Here is a 21,482-nt window from a genome sequence, read left to right as displayed (position 1 = left end):
CGGTTCAACGAGGGGTTGGGAACATGGCTGAGAAAGAGCAGGTCGTCGAGTACCTGAAGCGGGTGACGGCGGATCTCAAGCGCACCCGGCAGCGGGTTCGTGACCTGGAGGACGCGCAGCGCGAGCCGATCGCCATCGTCGGCATGAGCTGCCGCTTCCCCGGCCATGCGAACACCCCGGAAGCCTTCTGGGAGTTCGTGCGGGACGGCGGCGACGCCATGGGCGGCTACCCGGAAGACCGCGGCTGGCGGACCGGCCCCGCGGACACCGACCCCGAAGGGCCGCCCGGCCGCGGCGGATTCATCGACGCGGCCACCGACTTCGACTCGGCCTTCTTCGGCATCTCCCCGCGCGAGGCACTGGAGATGGACCCCCAGCAGCGGGTGCTGCTGGAGACGTCCTGGGAGGCGTTCGAGCGCGCCGGGATCGACCCCGCGACCCTGCACACCAGCCGGACCGGGGTGTTCATCGGGGTGAACGGCGCGGACTACCCGAACCTGCTGGGCCACGCCGGTCACGAGTCGCTCGGCTATCTGCTCACCGGTACCGCGGCGAGCGTCGTCTCCGGCCGTATCGCCTTCACCTACGGCTTCGAGGGCCCGGCCGTCACCGTCGACACGGCCTGCTCCGCCTCGCTGGTCGCCCTGCACCTGGCGGCCCAGGCGCTGCGCTCCGGCGACTGCCCGCTCGCGCTCGTCGGCGGGGTCACCGTGATGTCCACCCCGGGGGTGTTCGCGGAGTTCGGCAAGCAGCGCGGGCTCGCGGCGGACGGCCGGTGCAAGGCGTTCGCGGCGTCGGCGGACGGCACCGCGTGGGGCGAGGGCGCCGGTGTCCTGCTGGTCGAGCGGCTGTCGGACGCGCGCCGCAACGGCCACCAGGTGCTCGCCGTGATGCGCGGTTCCGCGGTGAACCAGGACGGCGCGTCCAACGGTCTGACCGCGCCGAACGGCCCCTCCCAGCAGCGGGTGATCGGTGACGCGCTCGCGGGTGCGGGCGTCGCCGCGGCCGAGGTGGACGTCGTCGAGGCACACGGCACCGGCACGTCGCTGGGCGACCCGATCGAGGCGCAGGCACTGCTGGCCACCTACGGCCAGGGGCGCGCGGCCGGGCGGCCGGTGCTGCTGGGGTCGGTGAAGTCCAACATCGGCCACACCCAGGCGGCGGCCGGGGTGGCCGGGGTCATCAAGATGGTGATGGCCATGCGGCACGGAGTGGTGCCGCCCACGCTCCACGTGGACGAGCCGACCCCGCACGTCGACTGGTCTGCCGGTGCGGTGGAGCTGGCGACCGAGGCGGTGCCGTGGCCCGAGGCCGAGCGGCCGCGCCGGGCCGCGGTGTCCTCGTTCGGCATCAGCGGCACCAACGCCCACATCATCCTCGAACAGGCCCCCGAGGAACCCGCCGCCGACCCGGCCGCGGACCACGGCGTACTGCCCTGGATTCTCTCGGCCACCTCGGAATCCGCCCTCGGCGGCCAGGCCGGGCGGCTGCGCGAGCTCACCGCCGACGGCCCCGAGGTGGCCGGGGTGGCCGTCGCACTGGCCACCCGCACCGCCTTCGAACACCGCGCCGTCGTCCTGGCCGAGGACCCCGCCGGATTCGCCGAGGCCCTCGACGCACTGGCGGGCAAGGCCGCCACCGGACGGCACCATGTGCGCGGCGCGGTGCGCCCCGGCGCCAGGACGGCCTTCGTCTTCGCCGGGCAGGGCGCGCAGTGGGCGGGCATGGGCCGCGAGTGGTACGAGCGGATTCCGGCCTTCGCCGCCGCGTTCGACGCCGTCCGCGCGGAGGCCGACGGGCAACTCGGCGCCTCCCTGGCCGATATCGTCTTCGCCCCCGAGCCCGCCGACCCGGAGCTGGTCCACCGGACCGCCTACACCCAGATCGCCATGTTCGCGGTCGAAGTGGCGCTGTTCCGCACCCTCCAGGCCTGGGGCGTGACCCCCGATGTCGTACTCGGGCACTCGATCGGCGAGATCGCGGCAGCCCATGTGGCCGGGGTGCTCTCGCTGGCCGACGCCGTCACGCTGGCCGTGGCCCGTGGCCGCCTCATGCAGGCGCTCCCCGACGGCGGCGCCATGCTGGCCGTCGACGCCCCGGAGGCCGAGGTCGAGCGGTGGCTGCGCGAGATGCCCGCGGACCAGGTGGCGATCGCGGCGGTCAACGGCCCCTCGGCCGTCGTCGTCTCCGGCGCGGCCGACGCGGTCCAGCGCGTCGCCGACACCGCGGACGCCGCCGGGCGGCGCACCCGGCGGCTGCGGGTCAGCCACGCCTTCCACTCGCCGCTGATGGAACCCATGCTCGCGGAGTTCCGCACCGTCCTCACCCGGCTCACCTGGTCCCCGCCGGAGATCCCCCTGGTGTCCGCCGTCACCGGTACGACGGCCACCGCCGAGGACATCACCTCCCCGGACTACTGGATTCGGCACGCCCGCCACGCGGTCCGCTTCCAGGACGCCGTACGCACCGCCGAGGGCCGGGCCGACGTCTTCCTGGAGATCGGGCCGCACGCGGTGCTGACCCGGCCGATCGAGGACAGCCTGCGCGACGGACAGGCGACCGTGACCTCGGTCGCCCACCGTGAACGGCCGCACCTCGCCGGACTGCTGCGGGCCGTGGGCACCTTGTGGACCCGGGGCATCGACGTCGACTGGCGTGCGGTGCTGCCCACCACGGCGGTCCGCGCCGACCTGCCGACCTACGCCTTCGAACGCCGCCGCTTCTGGCCCCGGATCTCCGCGCGGGGGGCCGCGGCGGACGTCGCCTCGGCGGGCCTGACCGGCGTCGACCACCCGCTGCTCGGCGCGGCGGTCAGCGTGGCGGACGGCGACACCGCCGTGCTCTCCGGCCGCCTGTCCCTGGCCACCCACCCCTGGCTGGCCGACCACGCGGTGCTGGGCGCGGTCCTGCTGCCGGGGACGGCCTTCGTCGAACTCGCCCTGCGCGCGGGCCAGGACATGGGCTGCGGCGAGGTCCGGGACCTGACCCTTCAGACCCCGCTCGTGCTCGACGCCGCCGGGGCGGTGCAGATCCAGGTCGTCGTGGGACAGACCGACGCCGACGGCAGGCGGTCGGTGAGCGTCCACTCGCGCCCCGAGGAGCACACCGAAGACCTGGCGGAGTGGACCTGCCACGCGCAGGCCGTGCTGGCGCCGCTCGCCCAGGGACCGGACACCGCCGACTTCGGCGCGGTGACCGGCGGCCACTGGCCGCCCCGCGCCGCCACCCCCGTCGACATCGAGGACTTCTACCCGGCGCTGGCCCGGCAGGGCTACGCCTACGGGCCCACCTTCCAGGGGCTGCGCGCGGCCTGGCGGCGCGGCGACGACTTCTTCGCCGAGGTGGTCCTGCCCGACGACGCGACGGAGGAGGCCGAGGCCTTCGGCATCCACCCCGCGCTGCTGGACGCCGCGCTGCACGGCATCGGCCTCGGTGGCGTCGTGGACGACGCCGAGGGCGCGGCCCGGCTGCCGTTCGCCTGGTCGGGCGTACGGCTGTGGGCGAGCGGCGCCCGGTCGGTCCGGGTATGGCTGTCCACCGCGGGCACCGCGGCCGTACGGGTCCGCATCGCCGACCCCCAGGGCGTGCCCGTCGTGGGCATCGACGAACTGGTGCTGCGCCCGGTGTCGGAGACCCCGGCGCGGTCGGCGGTGGCCCAGTCCCTGTACGCCCACCGATGGGAGCGGTGGGAGCGGCCCGACGTGGCCGCCACCGGCACGCGCCCGCTGGTGTGGGCCGACGGGACACCCGCCGCCGACCTCGCCGCCGCGGTGGCCGGCGGCGCCGACACCGTGCTCCTCGACTGCGCCGACCCGGGCGGCTCCGGCGCCACGGAGCCGGAGCGGGTACGGGCCTCGGTGGCACGCGTCCTGGAGCGGCTGCGGGAGTGGCTCGCCCACGACGGACTCGGCGGCGCCCGGCTGGTGGTGCTGGCCCGGGGCGGCGTCGAGGCGAACCCCGCCAACTCCGATAACCCCGACAAGGGTGACGACGGCGCCGACGGCATCGACCTCGCCCAGGCCGCGATCCACGGCCTGGTGCGCTCCGCGCGCTCGGAGCACCCCGACCGGTTCGCGCTGCTGGACACGGACACCGACGCGGCCGATGTCCCCCTGGACCTCGTCCGGGCGGCGATCGACGCGGGCGAGACCGAGCTCGCCGTCCGCGGTACCGCCCTGTTCGTCCCCCGCCTGGTACGCCACCCGGCCCCCGCCGCCGACGTCCCCGCTCCCTGGTCCGGCACCGGCACCGTGCTGATCACGGGAGGGACCGGCATCATCGGCGCGGCCGTCGCCCGTCACCTGGTCACCGCCCACCAGGTCACCGACCTGGTGCTGGTCGGCCGGAGCGGCCCGGACGCGCCCGGCGCCACCGAACTGGCCGAACAGCTCGGCGCGTTCGGCGCCACCGTCCGGCTGGCGGCCTGTGACGTCGCCGACCGGGACGCCCTCGCCGCCCTCCTGGACTCCCTCCCCGACCTGCGCGGCGTGGTCCACGCGGCCGGTGTCCTCGACGACGGGATGATCGCGTCCCAGACCCCGGAGCGCCTCGCCGCGGTCTTCCGCCCCAAGGTGGACGCCGCCTGGCAGCTGCACGAGCTGACCCGGGACCGGGACCTGGAGATGTTCGTACTGTTCTCCTCCGCGGCCGGGATCTTCGGCTCCCCGGGGCAGTCCAACTACGCCGCGGCCAACGCCTTCCTCGACGCCCTGGCGCGCCGACGCCACCGCGAGGGACTGCCCGCGCAGTCGCTGAGCTGGGGGCTGTGGGCCGAGGCCAGCGCCATGACCGGGTCCCTGAGCGACACCGACCTCGGCAGGCTGAACCGCGGTGGCCTGCGGGCGCTCTCCGAGGACGAGGGCGTGGCGCTGTTCGACGCCGCCACCCGGCTGCCCGAGCCCGTACTCGTCCCCGTACATCTGGACCTGCGCGGCCAGGGCGACCCGCCCGCGCTGCTGCGCGCACTGGCCACCACGCCCCGGCGGCGCCCCGCCCGGGCCTCCGGCGCCGGGGAGGCGGGCCTGGGGGACCGGCTGCGCGGCCTGCCGGAGGAGGACCGGCGGGTCCACCTGGTCGAGCTGGTGCGCGAACACGTCGCCACCGTGCTGGGGCACACGGCGCCCCACGACATCGCGCCCGCCGAGTCGTTCGCCAACCTGGGCTTCGACTCGCTGACCGCCGTCGAACTCCGCAACCGGCTGGCCGACGTCACCGGCGTCCGGCTGCCCACGACGCTCGTCTTCGACTACCCGAGCCCCGAGTCGCTGGCCGCGTTCCTCGGCTCGGCGCTGACCGGCACGGTGGACGGCGGCGACCGGACGCGGCTGACGCCCGTACCGGACGACGAGCCGATCGCGATCGTCGGCATGAGCTGCCGGTATCCGGGCGATGTGCGCTCGCCCGAGGACCTGTGGGACATGGTCCTGCACGGCCGCGAGGGCATCGGCGGCTTCCCCGACGACCGGGGCTGGGACCTGGACCGGCTCTACGACCCGGAGGGGATCGGCGCCAACACCACCTACGTGCGGGAGAGCGGTTTCCTCTACGACGCCGCCGAGTTCGACGCCGGGTTCTTCGGCATCTCCTCGCGCGAGGCCGTGGCGATGGACCCGCAGCACCGCCTCCTGCTGGAACTGTCCTGGGAGGCCGTCGAGCGGGCCGGTATCGACCCCACACGGCTGCGCGGCAGCCGGACCGGGGTCTACACCGGACTGATGCACCACGACTACGTGGCACGGCTGCACGCGGTGCCCGAGGAGATCGCGGGCTATCTGAGCAACGGCAACGCGGGCAGCGTGGCCTCGGGCCGGGTCGCCTACACCTTCGGCTTCGAGGGCCCGGCGGTGACGGTGGACACCGCGTGCTCCTCGTCGCTGGTGGCGCTGGACATGGCGGTCACCGCGCTGCGCCGCGGAGCGTGCGACCTCGCCCTCGCCGGAGGCGTCGCGGTCGTCTCCACCCCCGCCGCCTTCACCGAGTTCGGCAAGCAGCGCGGGCTCGCGGCGGACGGCCGGTGCAAGGCGTTCGGCGCGTCGGCGGACGGCACCGCGTGGGGCGAGGGCGTCGGCATCCTGCTGGTCGAGCGGCTGTCGGACGCGCGCCGCAACGGGCACCGGGTGCTCGGCGTGGTGCGGGGCGGCGCCGTCAACCAGGACGGTGCCAGCAACGGAATGACGGCGCCGAACGGCCCCTCCCAGCAGCGGGTGATCGGTGACGCGCTCGCGGGCGCCGGGGTCACCGCGGCCGAGGTGGACGTCATCGAGGCGCACGGCACCGGGACGCCGCTGGGCGACCCGATCGAGGCGCAGGCACTGCTGGCCACCTACGGCCAGGAGCGTTCGGTGGACCGGCCCGTGCTGCTGGGGTCGGTCAAGTCCAACATCGGCCACACCCAGGCGGCGGCCGGGGTGGCCGGGATCATCAAAATGGTGATGGCCATGCGGCACGGAGTGGTGCCGCCCACCCTCCACGCCCAGGAGCCGTCGCCGCACGTGGACTGGTCCGCGGGCGCGGTGGAGCTGGTGACCGAGGCGGTGCCGTGGCCCGAGGCCGGGCGGCCGCGCCGGGCCGCGGTGTCCTCGTTCGGCATCAGCGGCACCAACGCCCACATCATCCTCGAACAGGCCCCGGAAGCCCTAGTCGGCACGGTCGTCGAGGAGACCACCGAGCGGCGCTCGACCGTGATCGAGTCCCACCCGGCCGCGGCCGTGCCGTGGATGCTGTCGGCCACCTCGGCCGACGCCCTGCGAGGCCAGGCCGAGCGGCTGCGGGAGTTCACCACCGGCCCGGCGGGCGCCGAGGTGCCGACGGCCGAGATCGCCGGGGCCCTGATGGAGAACCGGACCGTCTTCGGCCACCGTGCGGTCGTCCTCGCCACCGGCCGGGCCGGATTCGCCGAGGGCCTCGACGCCCTGGCGGCCCGGGACACCCGGGAAGCGGACGTCATCCACGGAGTGGCCCGCAACCGTACGAAGGTCGCGTTCGTCTTCCCCGGGCAGGGCGCCCAGTGGTCGGGCATGGCGCTCGGGCTGCTGGATTCCTCGCCGGTCTTCGCCGAGTGGCTGGGGCGTTGTGGGGAGGCGCTCGCCGTCCACACCGACTGGGATCTCCTCGCCGTGCTGCGGGGCGAGGAGGGTGCGCCGTCGCTGGACCGGGTCGATGTGGTGCAGCCCGCGCTGTGGGCCGTCATGGTTTCGCTCGCCCAGCTGTGGCGCGGCCTCGGTGTCTCTCCTTCGGTGGTCGTGGGTCATTCGCAGGGTGAGTTGGCCGCCGCGTGTGTCGCGGGTGCCCTGCCGCTGCCGGAGGCGGCCCGGATCGTCGTACGTCGCAGCGCCGTGATCGCCGGTCAGCTGGCCGGTCGCGGCGGCATGGCCTCGGTGGCGGTCCCCGCCGACCAGGCACGCGCGCTCGTGGAGACCTACACCGATGACGCCGATGACGCCGACGCGATCTCGGTCGCCGCCGTCAACGGTCCTGGCGCGGTCGTCCTCGCCGGGGACGAGGCGCCGCTGGACGGCGTGCTCGACGGCTGTGAGGCGGATGGCATCCGGGCCCGTCGCATTCCGGTGGACTACCCCTCGCACTCCCCGCAGGTCGAGCTGATCAAGGACTCGCTGCTCGCGGAACTCGGCGAGGTCACTTGCGGTCCTACGGACATCCGCTGGCACTCCACCGTGACCGGTGAGCCGATGGACGGCTCGGCGGCCGACGCCGACTACTGGTACCGCAATCTGCGCGAGCAGGTGCGCTTCGCCGATGTGGTGGCCACGCTGATCGACGAGGGCGTCGACACCTTCATCGAGGTCAGCCCGCATACGGTGGTCACTTCCGCGATCGAGGACACCGCGCTGCGCGCCGAGGGGCGCGAGGTGGTGGTGGTCGGTTCGCTGCGCCGCGAGGCCGACGAGCGCGCCGCACTGCTGCGCTCGGCCGCCACGCTGTGGACCCGGGGCGTTTCCGTGGACTGGACTGCGCTGCTCCCCGGCGCGGACACCGCGGTGGACCTGCCGACGTACGCCTTCCAGCGCGAGCGGTACTGGCTGGACGCACCGGCCCAGTCCGGCGACGCGAGCGGCATCGGCATCGACACCGCCGACCACCCCCTGCTGGCCGGTGCGGTGCTGCCCGCCGAGGGCGAGACGGCCCTGTTCACCGGCCGGCTCTCGCAGGCCGCCCACCCCTGGCTCGCCGACCACGCCGTCCAGTCCACCGTTCTGCTGCCCGCCGGAGTGCTCGTCGACTGGGCGCTGTACGCGGGACGCGCGCTCGGCTGCCCGCGGCTGGCCGAACTCACCCAGGAAGCGCCGCTGGTGCTCGGCACCGACACCGCCGAGCACATCCAGGTGCAGGTGGGCCCGCCCGACGACGGCCACCGACGCACCGTCACCGTCCACTCGCGCCCCGAAACCCCGGGCGAGGAGGCGAAGTGGACCTGCCACGCCCGGGGAGTGCTGGCCCCGGAGCCGGAGGACACCGGCGCCGCCGACGGCTTCGAGGAGCTCTCGGGCGCGTGGCCGCCGCCCGGTGCCGCGCCGGTCGACGTGGCCGGGCTCTACGACGCCCCGGCCGGAGACGGCTACGCCTACGGCCCGGCGTTCCAGGGGCTGCGCGCCGCCTGGAGAAGCGCCGACGCCCTCTTCGCGGACGTGACCCTGACCGAGGCGGCCACCGGCACCGGCGGCTTCGCACTCCACCCCGCGCTCCTCGACGCGGCCCTGCACGCCGTGGAACCGGGCGAGTTCTTCGACCCGGGCGAGGCGCGTCTGCGGATGCCGCTCGCCTGGTCCGGGGTGTCGCTGCACACCACGGCCCCCCGCTCCGTACGGGTACGGCTCACGAGCGCCGGACCGGACGCGGTCGGCGTCCGCCTCGCCGACCCCGAGGGGCGGCCGGTCGCGAGCGTCGACCGGCTGACGCTGCGCGCCGTACCCACGGCCGAGTTCCGGCCCGCGCCCGGGACGACCGCGCCCGCCCGGCGCGAACGGCCGCTCCGGGACACCCGGCAAGAGGACATCCTCGCCCGCGTCCTGGCCGCCGCGCCCGACCGGCGCCGCCAACTGCTGGAAGAGGTCATCTGGGGTGAACTGACCGCCGTCCTCGCCCTCGGGGAGGCCGGGGACATCGACGTGGACGTGGAGTTCCTCGATCTGGGCGTGGACTCGCTGACGGGCATCTCCCTGCGCGACCGCCTCGACGCGCTGCTGGGCCTCAAGCTCCCCACGACGGCGATGTTCCAGCACTCCACCACGGCCCGGCTCGCCGATCACCTCGCCGACCTGGTCGGCACCGAAACCGCCCGCGCCGCCGCCGAGGGTGCCGAGGCCCCGGCCTCGTCCCCCTTCGACAGCATCGAGGCGCTCTACCGCGAGTCCCACGCACTGGGGCAGGCCGGGACGTCCGGTATGGCCCTCATCCAGTCCGCCGGGCGGCTCCGGCCGTCCTTCACCGCCGAGACCCTGGCCGACCACGTCCCGACGCCGGTACGACTCGCCACGGGCCTCGCCGGACGATCCGCGGTGGTCTGCCTGCCCGCCATCACCGCCACGGCCGGACCGATGCAATACGCCCGGCTGTCGCGGCGGTTCCAGGGCGAGCGGGAGGTGTTCGGGCTCTACAACCCCGGGTTCGCCGAAGGGGAGCTGGTCCCCGACTCGTTCGAGACCTTCATCGAGCTGCAGATCGCCGCACTGCGCTCGGCCGTCGGCTCGGGGCCGTACGTACTGCTCGGCCACTCGGCGGGCGGTCTGATCGCCTACGCCCTGGCGATGCGGGCCGAACAGCTGGGCCTCGGCCCGGCCGCGGTCGTCCTCATCGACGCCTTCCAGGCCGACAGCCAGTTCTCGGAGGACATGACCAGGGTGATGATGGACGGCCTGTTCGAGCGCGAACCCCTCTTCGGGGCCGGCGCGTTCAGCGGCATACGGCTCACCGCCATGGGTCGCTACCACGTCCTGATGGGCGCCTACGAGGCAGCACCGATCGAGAGCCCGGTGCTGTTCCTGCGCGCCGAGTCGCCGCTGCCCTACCAGGACACCGGCTACGAGGACGACAGCTGGCGGCTGACCTGGCCCCACCCGCACACCCTCGCCACCACCACCGGCGACCATTTCACGATCATGGAGGACCACCTTGACCTGACCGCCGAGACGATCGTGCGCTGGCTCGCCGAACAGGGTCTGTGACCCGTCCGTACCGCGGTATCTCCCGCACCCATGTCACCACCCGCGGCCAACGACGGTCGCGGCCTGCGAAGGAACATCAATGATCATTCTTGGATACAACGGCTTCTCGCGCATCGCGGAGCTCTTCGGGCAGCTGTACGGCTACACCCAGGACACCGTCGACCGGCACAGCTTCCTCGGCCACGACGCGGCCGCCGCCCTGTTCGTCGACGGTGAGCTGGTGGCCGCCGTCGAGGAAGAGCGGATGAACCGCCAGAAGAAGACCACCGCCTTCCCGGCCAACGCCATGCGCTGGTGCCTGGAGCAGGCCGGAGTGAGCTACGAGGACGTCGACTACTACGCCTTCGGCTGGAACTTCGACGCGAACTTCGCCAACACCGCCCTCACGGGCATCGCCGCGGCGCCGATGCCCCCCGAGTTCAAGTTCCCGGCGATCGCCTCCTTCGGCGAGCTGTACACCGGAGCGCTGGGCCGGAACGCGCTGATCGAGGACTTCACCCGGCACACCGGCTACGCGCTCCCCGACGACAAGCTGATCACGGTCCCGCACCACCGGGCCCACCTGGCCTGCGGCCGCACCTTCTCCAGCTTCGGCGACGCCGCCTTCCTGATCAACGACGGCCAGGCCGAGTCGGACAGCACGATCATGGGGGAGGTGCGGAACGGAAAGGTCGAGGTCTTCGACCGGTTCACCGTCGACGCGCAGAACTCGATCGCCCAACTCTTCAGCTCCGTCACCCGCTACCTGGGCTTCGTGCCGAACAACGACGAGTACAAGGTCATGGGCCTGGGCGGATTCGGCAAGGCACCCGACAAGGAGAGCAACCCCTTCCTGACCGACATCGTCACCCTCCAGGAGGGTGGCCGGTTCTCGCTGGCCCTGGCCTACGACCCGCGTGGCCCGCGGGCGTACGACACCCTCTTCGACGAGCTGTTCGGCGGAAATGACGACAACCGCGGCGAGTTCGACTTCCAGGTCCGGATGGCCTGCGCGGCCCAGCAGATGATCGAGGAGGTCACCGCGCACCAGCTGCGCGCGCTGGCCGGGGCGACCGACCTGCGGGACCTGATCTTCGAGGGCGGTCTGGCGCTGAACTGCGTCAACAACACCAAGCTCCTGGAGGAACTGGACTTCGAGCGGGTCGAGGTCAGCTTCGGCGCGAGCGACCCGGGCATCTCCATCGGCGCCGCCGCCCACGTCGCGGCGGAGAAGGCAACCCCCGTCACGCCGACCACCTCGCCCTACCTCGGCCCGGAGTTCGGCGAGGCGGAGATCCGCGAGACCCTCGACGCCTACGCCTCCTCGGTCACCTGGGAGGAGCTGCCCGCCGGTGAGGTGGCGAAGAAGACCGCCGAGCTGCTGTCGGAGAAGACCGTGGTCGGCTGGTTCCAGGGCCGGACCGAATACGGCCCCCGGGCACTGGGCAACCGCAGCATCCTCGCCAACCCGTCCTTCGCCGACATGAAGGACATCATCAACAACCGGGTCAAGCACCGCGAGCCCTTCCGCCCCTTCGCGCCCATCGTGCTGGAGGAGGACGCCCCGCGCGTCTTCGACATGGGCAAGAAGACCAGCTCGCCCTACATGACCTTCGTCTTCCCGGTGCGGCCGGAGTACACGGAGAAGATCGCGGCCGCCACCCACGTGGACGCGACCTCCCGCGTCCAGACGGTCACCGAGGAGGGCAACCCGCTGCTGGCCGAGCTGCTCCGCGAGTTCACCTCGCGCACCGGTGTGCCCTGCCTGGTCAACACCTCTTTCAACGTCGCCGGAGAGCCGATCGTCTGCTCCCCGAAGGACGCCGTCGAATGCTTCCTCGGCACCGACATCGACCACCTGGTCATCGGCGACTTCCTGGTCTCCAAGCGATGAGCGCACAAGGTACGCCGACGACGGCGATCCAGGGGGGCACCCGCACGGCGCGCCTCCTGGAGACGGCCGGAGCGGTCGCCACCTTCGGAGCGATGATCATCATCGTGGAGATCTGCCGGGAGATGCTGGCCGCCGACTCCGACACAGGATGGATCAGGGAACTCGTCCTGACCGCCGTCGCCATCGTGGTGGCCGGGCTCGCCGCGCAGATTCTGGGGCGGGCGCTGAGCAGGCGGGCGGCCGCGCGCAGCCAGGAGCTCCTCCGCGCCGGGGTGGCGAACAGGCTGCGCGTCCACCCCGCCGCCCGGCAGGTCCACGCGGCCTGGCGGGCCGACGGCGCCAGCATGGGCGGTGACATCGCCACGGCCGGGAGGATGGTGGGCCGGGCCGGGGCGGAACTCGTCTCGACCGTCCTGGTGTTCCTCCTCTCGATCGGCTATCTCTTCTGGGTCGACTGGCGGATGGCGCTGGTGACCATCCTTCCCATCCTGCTCGGCTTCGTCGCCTTCGGCGTGGTCTCGGCGCGCTTCTTCAAGGAGATGAAGGACGACTACGTGTCCGCCATCTCCGGCATCGACGAGGTACGCCCCACCATCGGCCTGGACGCGCGGATCAACCGGGCCGGGTCCCGGGCCCGTACGGCCATGACGACCCGGATCGCGGCCCGCCGCCTCACGGAGGCCACCGACGGTTTCAGTGACTTCTTCCTGGCCCGTATCGGCACCCTGCTCGGAGGCAGGGCAATGGCCGAGATCGCCTTCTCGCCGCTGAGCGTCCTCGTCTTCGTGCTGTGCGGCGGCTCGCTCATGATCCGGTCCGGCTCGCTGGCGCCCGCGGACCTCGTGCCGTTCCTGCTCGTCGGCGCGGGCCTGGCGGCACCCCTGCTGGCCAGCAGCTACTTCATGGAAGAAATCGGGGAGGGCAAGAAGGCGGTGGCACGGCTCACCGGGTTCGCCGCCGGCGGGCCCGCGGGGCAATCCGGTGACAGCACCACTTCCGGCCCTGTTCCCGGCCTCGAACCGCCCGGGCGCGGGGAGCTGCTGACGGTCATCGAGCCCGCCCCCGAGGGCGCGGACCGGGTGGCCGACCTGATCACGGCCGCCGTCCCCGCGGAGCAGTTCACCTCGGTGGGTGCCGAACCGGCCGTCGTCACCGGCGCCGTCGGCGCGTACATCACCGCCGACCGTGCCGAGGGCACGCCCGAAGCGGCCGAACGTGCCGCGCGGCTCGTGGGCGTTCACGACACCATCGCGGCGTTCCCCCGTGGCTACGCCTCCGTCGTGGGGGCGGAACTGTCCCTGTCCTACCCGGAGATCCAGCGGATCGCGCTGGCCAGGGTGGTGGCGGGGGAGGACCGCGGGGTCGTGCTCCTGGACCAGCGGGCGTTCAGCGGCGACCCCGACGTGCTGGTGGCCGCGGTGGCCGACCTGCGGGAGCGGGCCGCCGTGGTGATCGTGAGCTGCGGCCCGCCGGTGGTCACCGACGGAAAGGTGGTGGTGATGGACGCGGGCGAGGTGGCCGAGTCCGGCACCCATGAGGAGCTGATCCGCGCGGGCGGCCGGTACGCGGCCCTGAGCGCGGTGCCCCCGGGCACCGAGCGGGCCGCCGTGCCCGCTGTCCGATCCGCGACATCCGAGGAGATCCACTGATGAGGGCCGTTCTCGCCCGCTTCCTGAAGGCGTCGGGGAGAGGAGCGCTGGTATCGCTGCTGCTGTTCCTGGTGCTCGGCGCGGTCACTCAGGGCATCGCCTTCGCCCTCGTGGTCCCGATCGCCGATGACCTGTTCTCCCCGGACACGCCCGTTCCCTGGACGTGGATCGCCGTTCTGGCCGCGGTCTTCCTGGTCCACTCCGTCCTGCACTACCGCAGCGTTCCGATGGGCAACCGGCTGGGGGCCGACCTGGTCATCAACCTGAACAAGACCGTCGCCGAGCGCACGGACGGGCTGCCCGCCCGGTCGCTCGGCCCGGCCCACGCGGACCGGCTCGCAGCCCTGAACGGCTTCGCGGTCGTGGTGCTGATGGGGCTGCCCGCGCATGTGCTGCGGCCGCTCGTGGCCGCCGTCGTCACCCCGCTGACGGTGATCGTGATCACCGCGTTCGTGTCGCCGTTGCTCGCCGCGACACTGGCGGGCGGACTGCTGGTACTGGCGGCGGTCGCCTTCGCCGCGTCCCGGCTGCTCACCCGGACCGAGGAGCCCGACAGTGCCGAGTGGCTGAGGCGGACCTACGAGCGGCCCGCCTCCGCCTCGGGCGGCCGGACCCCGTCGGTGTTCCTCCCCGCCGTGGGAGAGACGCTGCCGTGGCGGGCCATCGAACTCGTCCTGTACGCCTGCGTGGCGGTGTGCGCCTCGCTGTCGACCGGGGACGTGTCCTCCGTGAAGAGCGTGGCCCTCGTCGTGCTCTCGGTGCTGACCTTCCAGCCGATCATGGAGGCGGCTCTGCTGATCAGCACCGTCCTGAACTCGCGCACGACAATGATCACGATCGGCAAGCTCATCGACGCCGGTGACCCCCAGTCGCCCGGCGCCGGTTGGCCCGAGCGCTGCGACATCGAGTTCGAGGACGTGAGCCTGGCGGTCGAGGGGGCGACGGTGCTCGACGGGGTGTCCTTCCGCATCCCGGCGGGCAGCACCACGGCGCTCCTCGGCGCGCCGGACGGCGCCCGGCTCGAACTGGGCGATCTGCTGACGGGCGACATCGTGCCCACCTCGGGGCGGGTCCGGATCGGCGGGGTGGACGTCTCCGACCTCGCGGTCGGTGACATCGACCGCCGGGTGAGCCGGATCTCGTCGGCCGAGCCGGATCTCACCCGGGAGGAGGCGGCCCGGTTCCTGGAGTCCACCGATCCGGCCGGTGCGGAGTTCTTCGGCGAACGGCCCGCTGTCCGGGCCGCCGTGGACCGGCTGCGCGAGGCGGTGGCCGCCGGTTCCTCCGATTCCTCCGAGGGAACGGCGCTTGCCGAGGGCGACCGGTGGCGGCTGGCCCTGGTCCGGGCGATGGCGGCGGACCCCGCGCTGGTGGTCGTCGACGCGACCGCGGGCGCGGAGGTGTTCGCCACCGACCCGGACCTGGCCGAGCTGGTCTCCGCGCTCGTCCGGGACCGCACCTGCTGGGTGATCCCGGGAGCCGGGTTCCCCCTGCCGCTCTGCGAGGGGGAGTTGGTACTCGACGGCGCCCGCGTCACCGTCCGCACAGCCGAGATGAGCTGACGCCACCGATGGCGGACACGCGCCGAGCCGGAGGCCACCATGGCCTCCGGCTCGGCGTGCTCTCGCTCCGCGAGGCAGGAATCCGGCCAGGCCGGTCCCCTCACTCCTCGCGGTCACCCCTTGAGGGGCTCCCACCAATCGCGGTGCGCGGTGTACCAGTCGATGGTCTCGGCGAGGCCCTTTTCCCAGGTCACGGTGGGCTGGTAGCCCAGCTGGCCGGAGATCTTCGAGATGTCCATCGCGTACCGGCGGTCGTGACCCTTGCGGTCGGCTACGTACCGCACCATCGACTCATCCATGTTCAGCAAGGTGAGCAGGCGCCCGGTGACCTGTCGGTTGGTCAATTCGATTCCGCCGCCGACGTTGTACACCTCGCCGGGCTTTCCGTCCGCGGCCACCAGCGCTATGCCCTGGCAGTGGTCGTCCACATGGAGCCAGTCCCGCACATTCTCGCCGTCGCCGTACAGCGGAATCTTCAGGCCGTCCAGCAGATTGGTGACGAAAAGCGGAATGATCTTTTCGGGGTATTGGTGATGGCCATAGGTGTTGGAGCCCCGGGTAACACAGACCGGCAGCCCATGAGTGCGGTGCGCGGCCAGTGCCAGAAGGTCGGACGACGCCTTGGAAGCGGAATAGGGGGAGTTCGGCTTCAACGCCTCCTCCTCCGTCCAGGGGGCGTCGTCGCTTTCCAGCGATCCATAGACCTCGTCAGTGGAGACATGCACGAATTTACCCACGCCGTGCTCTGTCGCGGCGTTGAGGAGCGTCTGCGTGCCCAGGACATTGGTCCGTACGAACTCATCGGCCCCGGCGATCGACCGGTCGACATGGGACTCGGCGGCGAAATGCACCACGGCGTCGGCCCCCCGCAGGGTTTCGCCCACCAGCCGTCCGTCACAGATGTCACCCTCGACGAACCGCAGTCGGGAGCTGTCCGCGACCTCGGCGAGGTTCTGCTTATTGCCCGCGTAGGTGAGCTTGTCGAGCACCACCAGCTCGGCATCCGCGAATGCCGAGTAGTTCCCCTTTATCGCCTGTCGGACAAAGTGCGAGCCGATGAAACCCGCGCCTCCGGTGACTACTATCCGCACTGACTTCCTCAGTCCCTTCCGGCAATCTCCATCAGATACTTGCCGTAATCCGTACGCTGTAATTGGCTGCCGAGTGCGTAGCAGGCTTCGGCGTCGATGAAGCCCATACGGAAGGCGATCTCCTCCAGGCAGGCGATCCGCACCCCCTGGCGCTGTTCGAGTACCTGCACATACTGCGAGGCCTGGAGCAGCGAGTCGTAGGTGCCCGTGTCCAGCCAGGCGAAGCCGCGGCCCAGGTTGATCAGCTTGGCCTGGCCGCGCTCCAGGTAGACCTGGTTGACGTCCGTGATCTCCAGTTCGCCGCGGGCGGACGGGCGGATGTTCTTCGCGATGTCCACCACGGCGTTGTCATACAGATAGAGACCGGTCAGAGCCAGGTTGGACCGGGGCGCGACCGGTTTCTCCTCCAGGGAGACCAGATTCCCCTGCTCGTCGACTTCGCCGATGCCGTAGCGCTCGGGGTCGCTCACCGGATAGCCGAACAGCACGCAGCCGTCGACTTCGCTCATCTCCTTGTTCAGGAGCCTGCCGAATCCCGGCCCATGGAAGATGTTGTCGCCCAATACCAGCGCCACCGAATCGTTCCCGATGTATTCGGCTCCGATGAGGAAGGCTTCCGCGATACCATTCGCAAGCGGCTGCTCGGCGTACTCGATGTTCAGGCCGAGCCGACTGCCGTCTCCCAGGAGGTCCTGGAACATGCTCACATGCGAGGGCGATGAGATGACCAGGATGTCACGAATACCGCCCAGCATGAGCGCGGAGAGCGGGTAATAAATCATGGGCTTGTTGTAAACGGGAAGCATCTGCTTCGATACCGCATGCGTCAGCGGATGAAGGCGGGTGCCACTGCCCCCGGCCAGGACTATGCCCTTCATACGTTCAGAATCTCCATAACTGGCAAGGGATAGCGCGCACGTTCAGCGGGAGTCCGTGGCATATTGAATTCACTCGCGCGGGCAGGTGTGTCGGCCTGATGAGGCACATCTGGACAAGGTGACGTCGAGAGAGGTTGCTGCGGCGCTGATGCTGTGGTTCGTGTTAGACCGTACGGCTCTCTCGTCACTTCTGTCAAATGTCTCAGAGGATTTGAGCGGTGAATGGAGAGCCCTCTCCCGGCCCGTTCTCTTCGGGTAAGTCAGGCCCCTTGCGGACGCCTTTCCCTAACCGGTCTTCCGCCTCATCGGGCAATCATGGCCGAAAATCGACGGTGAGGGAGAGGCGCCTCCGGCTGCTGGTGCGGTGGTGTCAGGAGTGATGTCAGGAGGGGCAGGTCTTGGAGGTGCCGCGGTAGGTGCGGTAGAGGCTGGTGGCGCGCTGTTTGCCGGAGCCGGTGGCGGGCGGGTACTCCACGACGGGGACGGGCTTGCAGACGGCCCATTGGTCGTTCTTGCCCGGGCCCTCGAAGCCGTAGGTTCCGCCCGCGCCGATCAGACAGGAGTCGCAGATGTCGCCCGAGATGCTGGGGAAGATAAGGGTGTTGTAGACGTCGTCCTTCATGGGGATTCTCGGCGCCTTCGGGGCCTGCCCGCCGCCCTCGTTGATCTCCGTGTAGGTGCGGTCCACGGCGTTGGCGAGGAGTGTGAAGGCGTCGTGGTACATCACGGCGTAGCCGTCGTCGAGCGGCTTGGGGCCGAGCTTGTGCCGCTTCTCCAGCTGGTCGAACTGGTCGAGGAAGCTGCCGAGCGCCTTCTCGGGCTTGTTCTTCCCGCTCCACCAGGCGGGGTCGACGCAGGACGCGTCCACTATCGTCGCCCGGGCGTCGTCCAGCCGCTGGGTGAGCGCGTCGGTGGTGAGGGTGGGCTCCATCCCTATGCCCACCTTGAGGATGCGCAGCTTCGTGGTGCGGCCGCAGTCGCCCTCCTGGGCCAGGCGCTCGACGAACGCGGGCAGGTCCTGGTCGCGGCCGGCGAAGAAGACGGTGTCGGACTTCTCGTTGCAGATCTTCTGCACGGCGTCGGTGAACCGCTGGGGGATGCCCATGTCGGTTCCGGAGGTGCCGATGAAGTTCGAGTTGTGGCGGGTCAGGCCGTACGCGTCGCCGAAGTGGGTGTCGAAGACGCTGCGCAGGTTCTTCGAGTAGACGTCCTCGCCGCGGTTGTCCCAGACCAGGAAGCCCCGGTGCTTCCCCGGCCGCTCGGCCAGGTAGCCCGCCAGGGCGCGGGCGAACTGGTCGTTGTTGGCCGAGGTCTTGAAGAAGTACGGGGCGTTCATGGTGGCCGCGGTGATGACGGGGCCGACCGTGGGGATCTTGTGCCCGCTGAGCGCGGCGATGGCCCTGCGTGTCTCCGGTGTGCTGCTGGGGATGCCGGTCACGCCGACCAGTGGCGCGCGGGTGTCCTTGGCCAGTTCGGCGAGGCGCGCGACGACGGGCTCCCACTGGTCGAGGTTGCGGCCGTCGGGGGCGAGCAGCAGCTGGTAGTGCGGGCCGCCGAAACGGTTGGCCTGCTGCTGCGCGGCGAGGGCACCGGCGAGTCCGCGGCGGATCATGTCCGTGGTCATGGCGCTGTGTTCGTCCGCGGTGAAGGGCATCATCAGCGCGATGCGCACGTACGGGATCTTGGGCCCGCTCGACGGGGAGTCCGCGTTCTGCCGCACCCGGGCGTTCTCGTCCGCCACCGCCTCGATGAGGCTCTGGATGCCGGGGTCGGCGTCGAAGGCGTTCGCGGTGACGCCCACGCAGTCTCCGTCGATGTCCCGCAGATCGTCACCGCACTTGCCGGGGCCCCGCGCCATGCTGACGAGGAGGACGATCGCGGCGGCGGCCAGCGCGCTGAGTCCGAGGACGGCCAGCCATTCGACCGGACCCCACTCGCGGGGATGACGACGGAACAGTCGCAGCAGCATGCTTCCTCACTGACCGGTGATGGGGAAGGGGCGCTTCTTCCGCGCCGCCGCAGGCCAGCTGCGGGCGGCCTGGCCCAGGACGGCGTGCCAGGACGGGTGCCGCGGGGAGAGGTAGGCCAGCTCATCGCCGACGGCCTTGCACATGTCGGGGTCCGGCTGGGCATGCGGTTCGGACACATGCCACAGGGCGTGCAGCAGCCGGTTGACGCAGCGCTCGATCTCGTGCAGTCCCGCGTGCCGGCCGTCGTGCTCGCCGAGGGCGACCTGCATGCGGTCGTCGGTCCACTCCCCGGCGGGCGGGGTGGGCGCGGTGGCGGCGTACCGCAGGCACAGCAGCCAGTGTGCGGCGGCCTGTTCGTCCTGCTCCGACTGGAACTCCTCCGCCAGCATGGCCACCACGGCCTCGGCGTTCCCGGCGGCGAGGGTGTGCCGCAGGGCGTCCGCCTCGCCGCTCTCGCCGCGCTGGGCGTGGTGCATCCGCAGAAAGCGGTGGATGTCCTGCCAGCTACGGCCGTCGTCGGCCGCCCGCGAGGTGCGGCGCGCCTCGTGCAGGAGCAGCGTCCGCAGCAGGGGGTCGGTGACCAGCGGCTCGTCCGGCGGGGTGAGCTGCTGCCACTGCTGCTCTTCGAGGTAGTCGGTGGCGGAGTTGGCGGGCAGCTGATCGGGCCCCTGGAGCCGCAGATGCTCGGCCAGCGCCTCGGCCGCGGTGCTGTCGCGGGCGAGCGAGAGGAGGGTCAGCCGGTCGCGCTGGCGCCGGTCCGGGAGGAGCTGTTCGAGGAGAGCCTCGGTGACCGGGCGTCCGTCCTCGGCGTGCAGCTGGAGAAGGTCCCGCGGGCCCACGCTGTCGCCCTTCCCGGTGGCGTCCAGCACCGCCGCGCACAGCACGGTGGTCACCGCGGGGTGCCCGCCGGTGAGGGAGTGCACGGCGGAGGCCAGGAAGGGGTGGAGCGGCCGGGCGGGCCGGTCCGGCACCAGGAGGGGCAGGATGTCGTCCCGGCTCAGCGGGGTGAGGGGCACGGCGAGCAGCCCGGCGGAGGGGCTGAGGCCCTTGCGTTCCCAACCGGAGGACGTCACCAGGTCGGGGAGACCGCGGCGGACCGCGTCGGACGCGTCCTCCGGCAGGCCGCCGAGCCGGGTGGCCACCACGACCAGCTCCTCGTGGTCGGGGCGTTCGGGCATCGCCCGGTGCTCCAGCAGCAGGCCGAGGAAGCCCTGCCCCGGCGGGTGGTGGGTGTCGTCGAGCAGGATGAGCGGCCACGGCTCCCGGTTCCACCGCCGCAGCCTGCCGTACGAGGCCGCCACGTCGTGCAGGAAGGCGGCCATCAGGGTCTGCTCGGCAGCGTGCCGGTAGTCGCCGCCCTGCTGGAACCACTGCCCCAGCAGCACCAGCGGATTCTGGCCCTCCGCGCCCCGGGGAAAGCGCCGCCGGTACCACTCCTGGGCGGCGGTCGGCTGGTGGAGTTCGGCGTACTCGGCCACCACGGCGGCGATGACCGCGTCCCGGCCCGACTGGTGCGACCGTCCCCGCTCCGCGCGCTCCGCGTCGCGGGCCTCCAGACGGCCTTCGACGGCGGTGGCCCAGGCGTGCCGCAGCGTGTTCTCGTCCCCGCCGGTGAGGCGGCAGGCGAGCAGCAGCCGCGCGAACCGGAGGCACGCCGCGTCCCGCTGCTCGGCGTTGCCGTGGTGCCAGCCGGACACGGCGAACAGCCCCGGCACCAGAACGGGGAAGTGGCGGCGCAGCCCGGGGGCCAGCCCGCGCACCAGCTCCGCCAGGATCTCGACCAGGGTGGAGGCGACCGGAATCCCGCCGTCGGCCGGGGCGGCCGGGAACGCGGCGGCTTCGGCGGCGACCACCCGGACGTGGGCGAGCGGCAGCCGCTCCCGGTAGCGCGCGGCCAGCTCGGCGAGGACGGCGCTGCGCCCGATGCCGTGGTAGCCCGTCACCAGCACGACGGGCAGGTCACCCTGGTGTTCCCGGGCCGTACGGGACCGCTCGTCGAGGGCCAGGCCCGTGAGCCGGGGGACGAGCGAGCGCAGCAGGGGGTCCCGTCCGTAGAGCGGTGACCCTTCCGATACGCGCATCTGGCTGCGTCCCGCCTCCGTCGCTCAACGCTGCCCGCGGCCACGACTCTGGAGGCGGGCGGCACCGCTCCCCCGAGACATCAGCCGCTGACATCCGTACCAACTACGCCTGTAAGCAGAGAATTTACCCGGACACAAGGGCGTCACACCAGGTGAAGGCGGGATCGGTACGAGGTAGTGACCAGCGGGGCCCCGGT

The 21,482-nt window shown here is 72.0% G+C and carries 8 protein-coding genes; 4 read left to right on the top strand and 4 right to left on the bottom strand.

The features are described from left to right. Positions 1 to 23: 23 nt before the first annotated feature. The 4 genes from ABZ370_RS09225 (at position 24) to ABZ370_RS09210 (ending at position 15,265) form a co-directional block, all read left to right on the top strand. Positions 24 to 10,181, top strand: a complete 10,158-nt coding sequence (locus ABZ370_RS09225) for an SDR family NAD(P)-dependent oxidoreductase (protein ID WP_358618497.1) — start codon at positions 24 to 26, stop codon at positions 10,179 to 10,181. 79 nt (positions 10,182 to 10,260) lie between these two features. Next, positions 10,261 to 12,054, top strand: coding sequence for a carbamoyltransferase C-terminal domain-containing protein (locus ABZ370_RS09220; protein ID WP_358618496.1), 1,794 nt, complete (start codon positions 10,261 to 10,263; stop codon positions 12,052 to 12,054). Beyond that, positions 12,051 to 13,703, top strand: coding sequence for an ABC transporter ATP-binding protein (locus tag ABZ370_RS09215; RefSeq protein ID WP_358618495.1), 1,653 nt, complete (start codon positions 12,051 to 12,053; stop codon positions 13,701 to 13,703). Before ABZ370_RS09220 ends, ABZ370_RS09215 begins: the two co-directional genes overlap by 4 nt. Then, on the top strand, positions 13,703 to 15,265 hold the full coding sequence (locus ABZ370_RS09210; protein ID WP_358618494.1) for an ATP-binding cassette domain-containing protein: 1,563 nt from the start codon (positions 13,703 to 13,705) through the stop codon (positions 15,263 to 15,265). The genes ABZ370_RS09215 and ABZ370_RS09210 overlap by 1 nt, the downstream gene beginning before the upstream one ends. A 113-nt stretch (positions 15,266 to 15,378) precedes the next feature. Here ABZ370_RS09210 and rfbB read toward each other — a convergent pair whose 3' ends face one another. The 4 genes from rfbB to ABZ370_RS09190 all read right to left on the bottom strand — a co-directional run bounded on the left by rfbB (position 15,379) and on the right by ABZ370_RS09190 (position 21,285). After that, the gene (gene rfbB / locus ABZ370_RS09205; RefSeq protein ID WP_358618493.1) at positions 15,379 to 16,356 is read right to left on the bottom strand and encodes a dTDP-glucose 4,6-dehydratase; all 978 of its coding nucleotides are present in this window, start codon (positions 16,354 to 16,356) and stop codon (positions 15,379 to 15,381) included. 8 nt (positions 16,357 to 16,364) lie between these two features. Then, on the bottom strand, positions 16,365 to 17,234 hold the full coding sequence (rfbA, locus tag ABZ370_RS09200; RefSeq protein WP_358618491.1) for a glucose-1-phosphate thymidylyltransferase RfbA: 870 nt from the start codon (positions 17,232 to 17,234) through the stop codon (positions 16,365 to 16,367). Between the two features lie 382 nt (positions 17,235 to 17,616). Next, positions 17,617 to 19,203 carry an ABC transporter substrate-binding protein gene (locus ABZ370_RS09195; protein ID WP_358618490.1) on the bottom strand — a complete coding sequence of 529 codons (1,587 nt, stop codon included), beginning with the start codon at positions 19,201 to 19,203 and terminating at the stop codon, positions 17,617 to 17,619. A 6-nt stretch (positions 19,204 to 19,209) separates the two neighbouring features. Then, positions 19,210 to 21,285, bottom strand: a complete 2,076-nt coding sequence (locus ABZ370_RS09190) for an ATP-binding protein (RefSeq protein ID WP_358618488.1) — start codon at positions 21,283 to 21,285, stop codon at positions 19,210 to 19,212. Between the last annotated feature and the right edge of the window lie 197 nt (positions 21,286 to 21,482).

The organism is Streptomyces sp. NPDC005962, from assembly GCF_040629205.1.
GTDB lineage: Bacteria > Actinomycetota > Actinomycetes > Streptomycetales > Streptomycetaceae > Streptomyces.
Note: the sequence above shows the minus strand (reverse complement) of the source record. Positions and strands in the feature narration are given on the sequence as shown.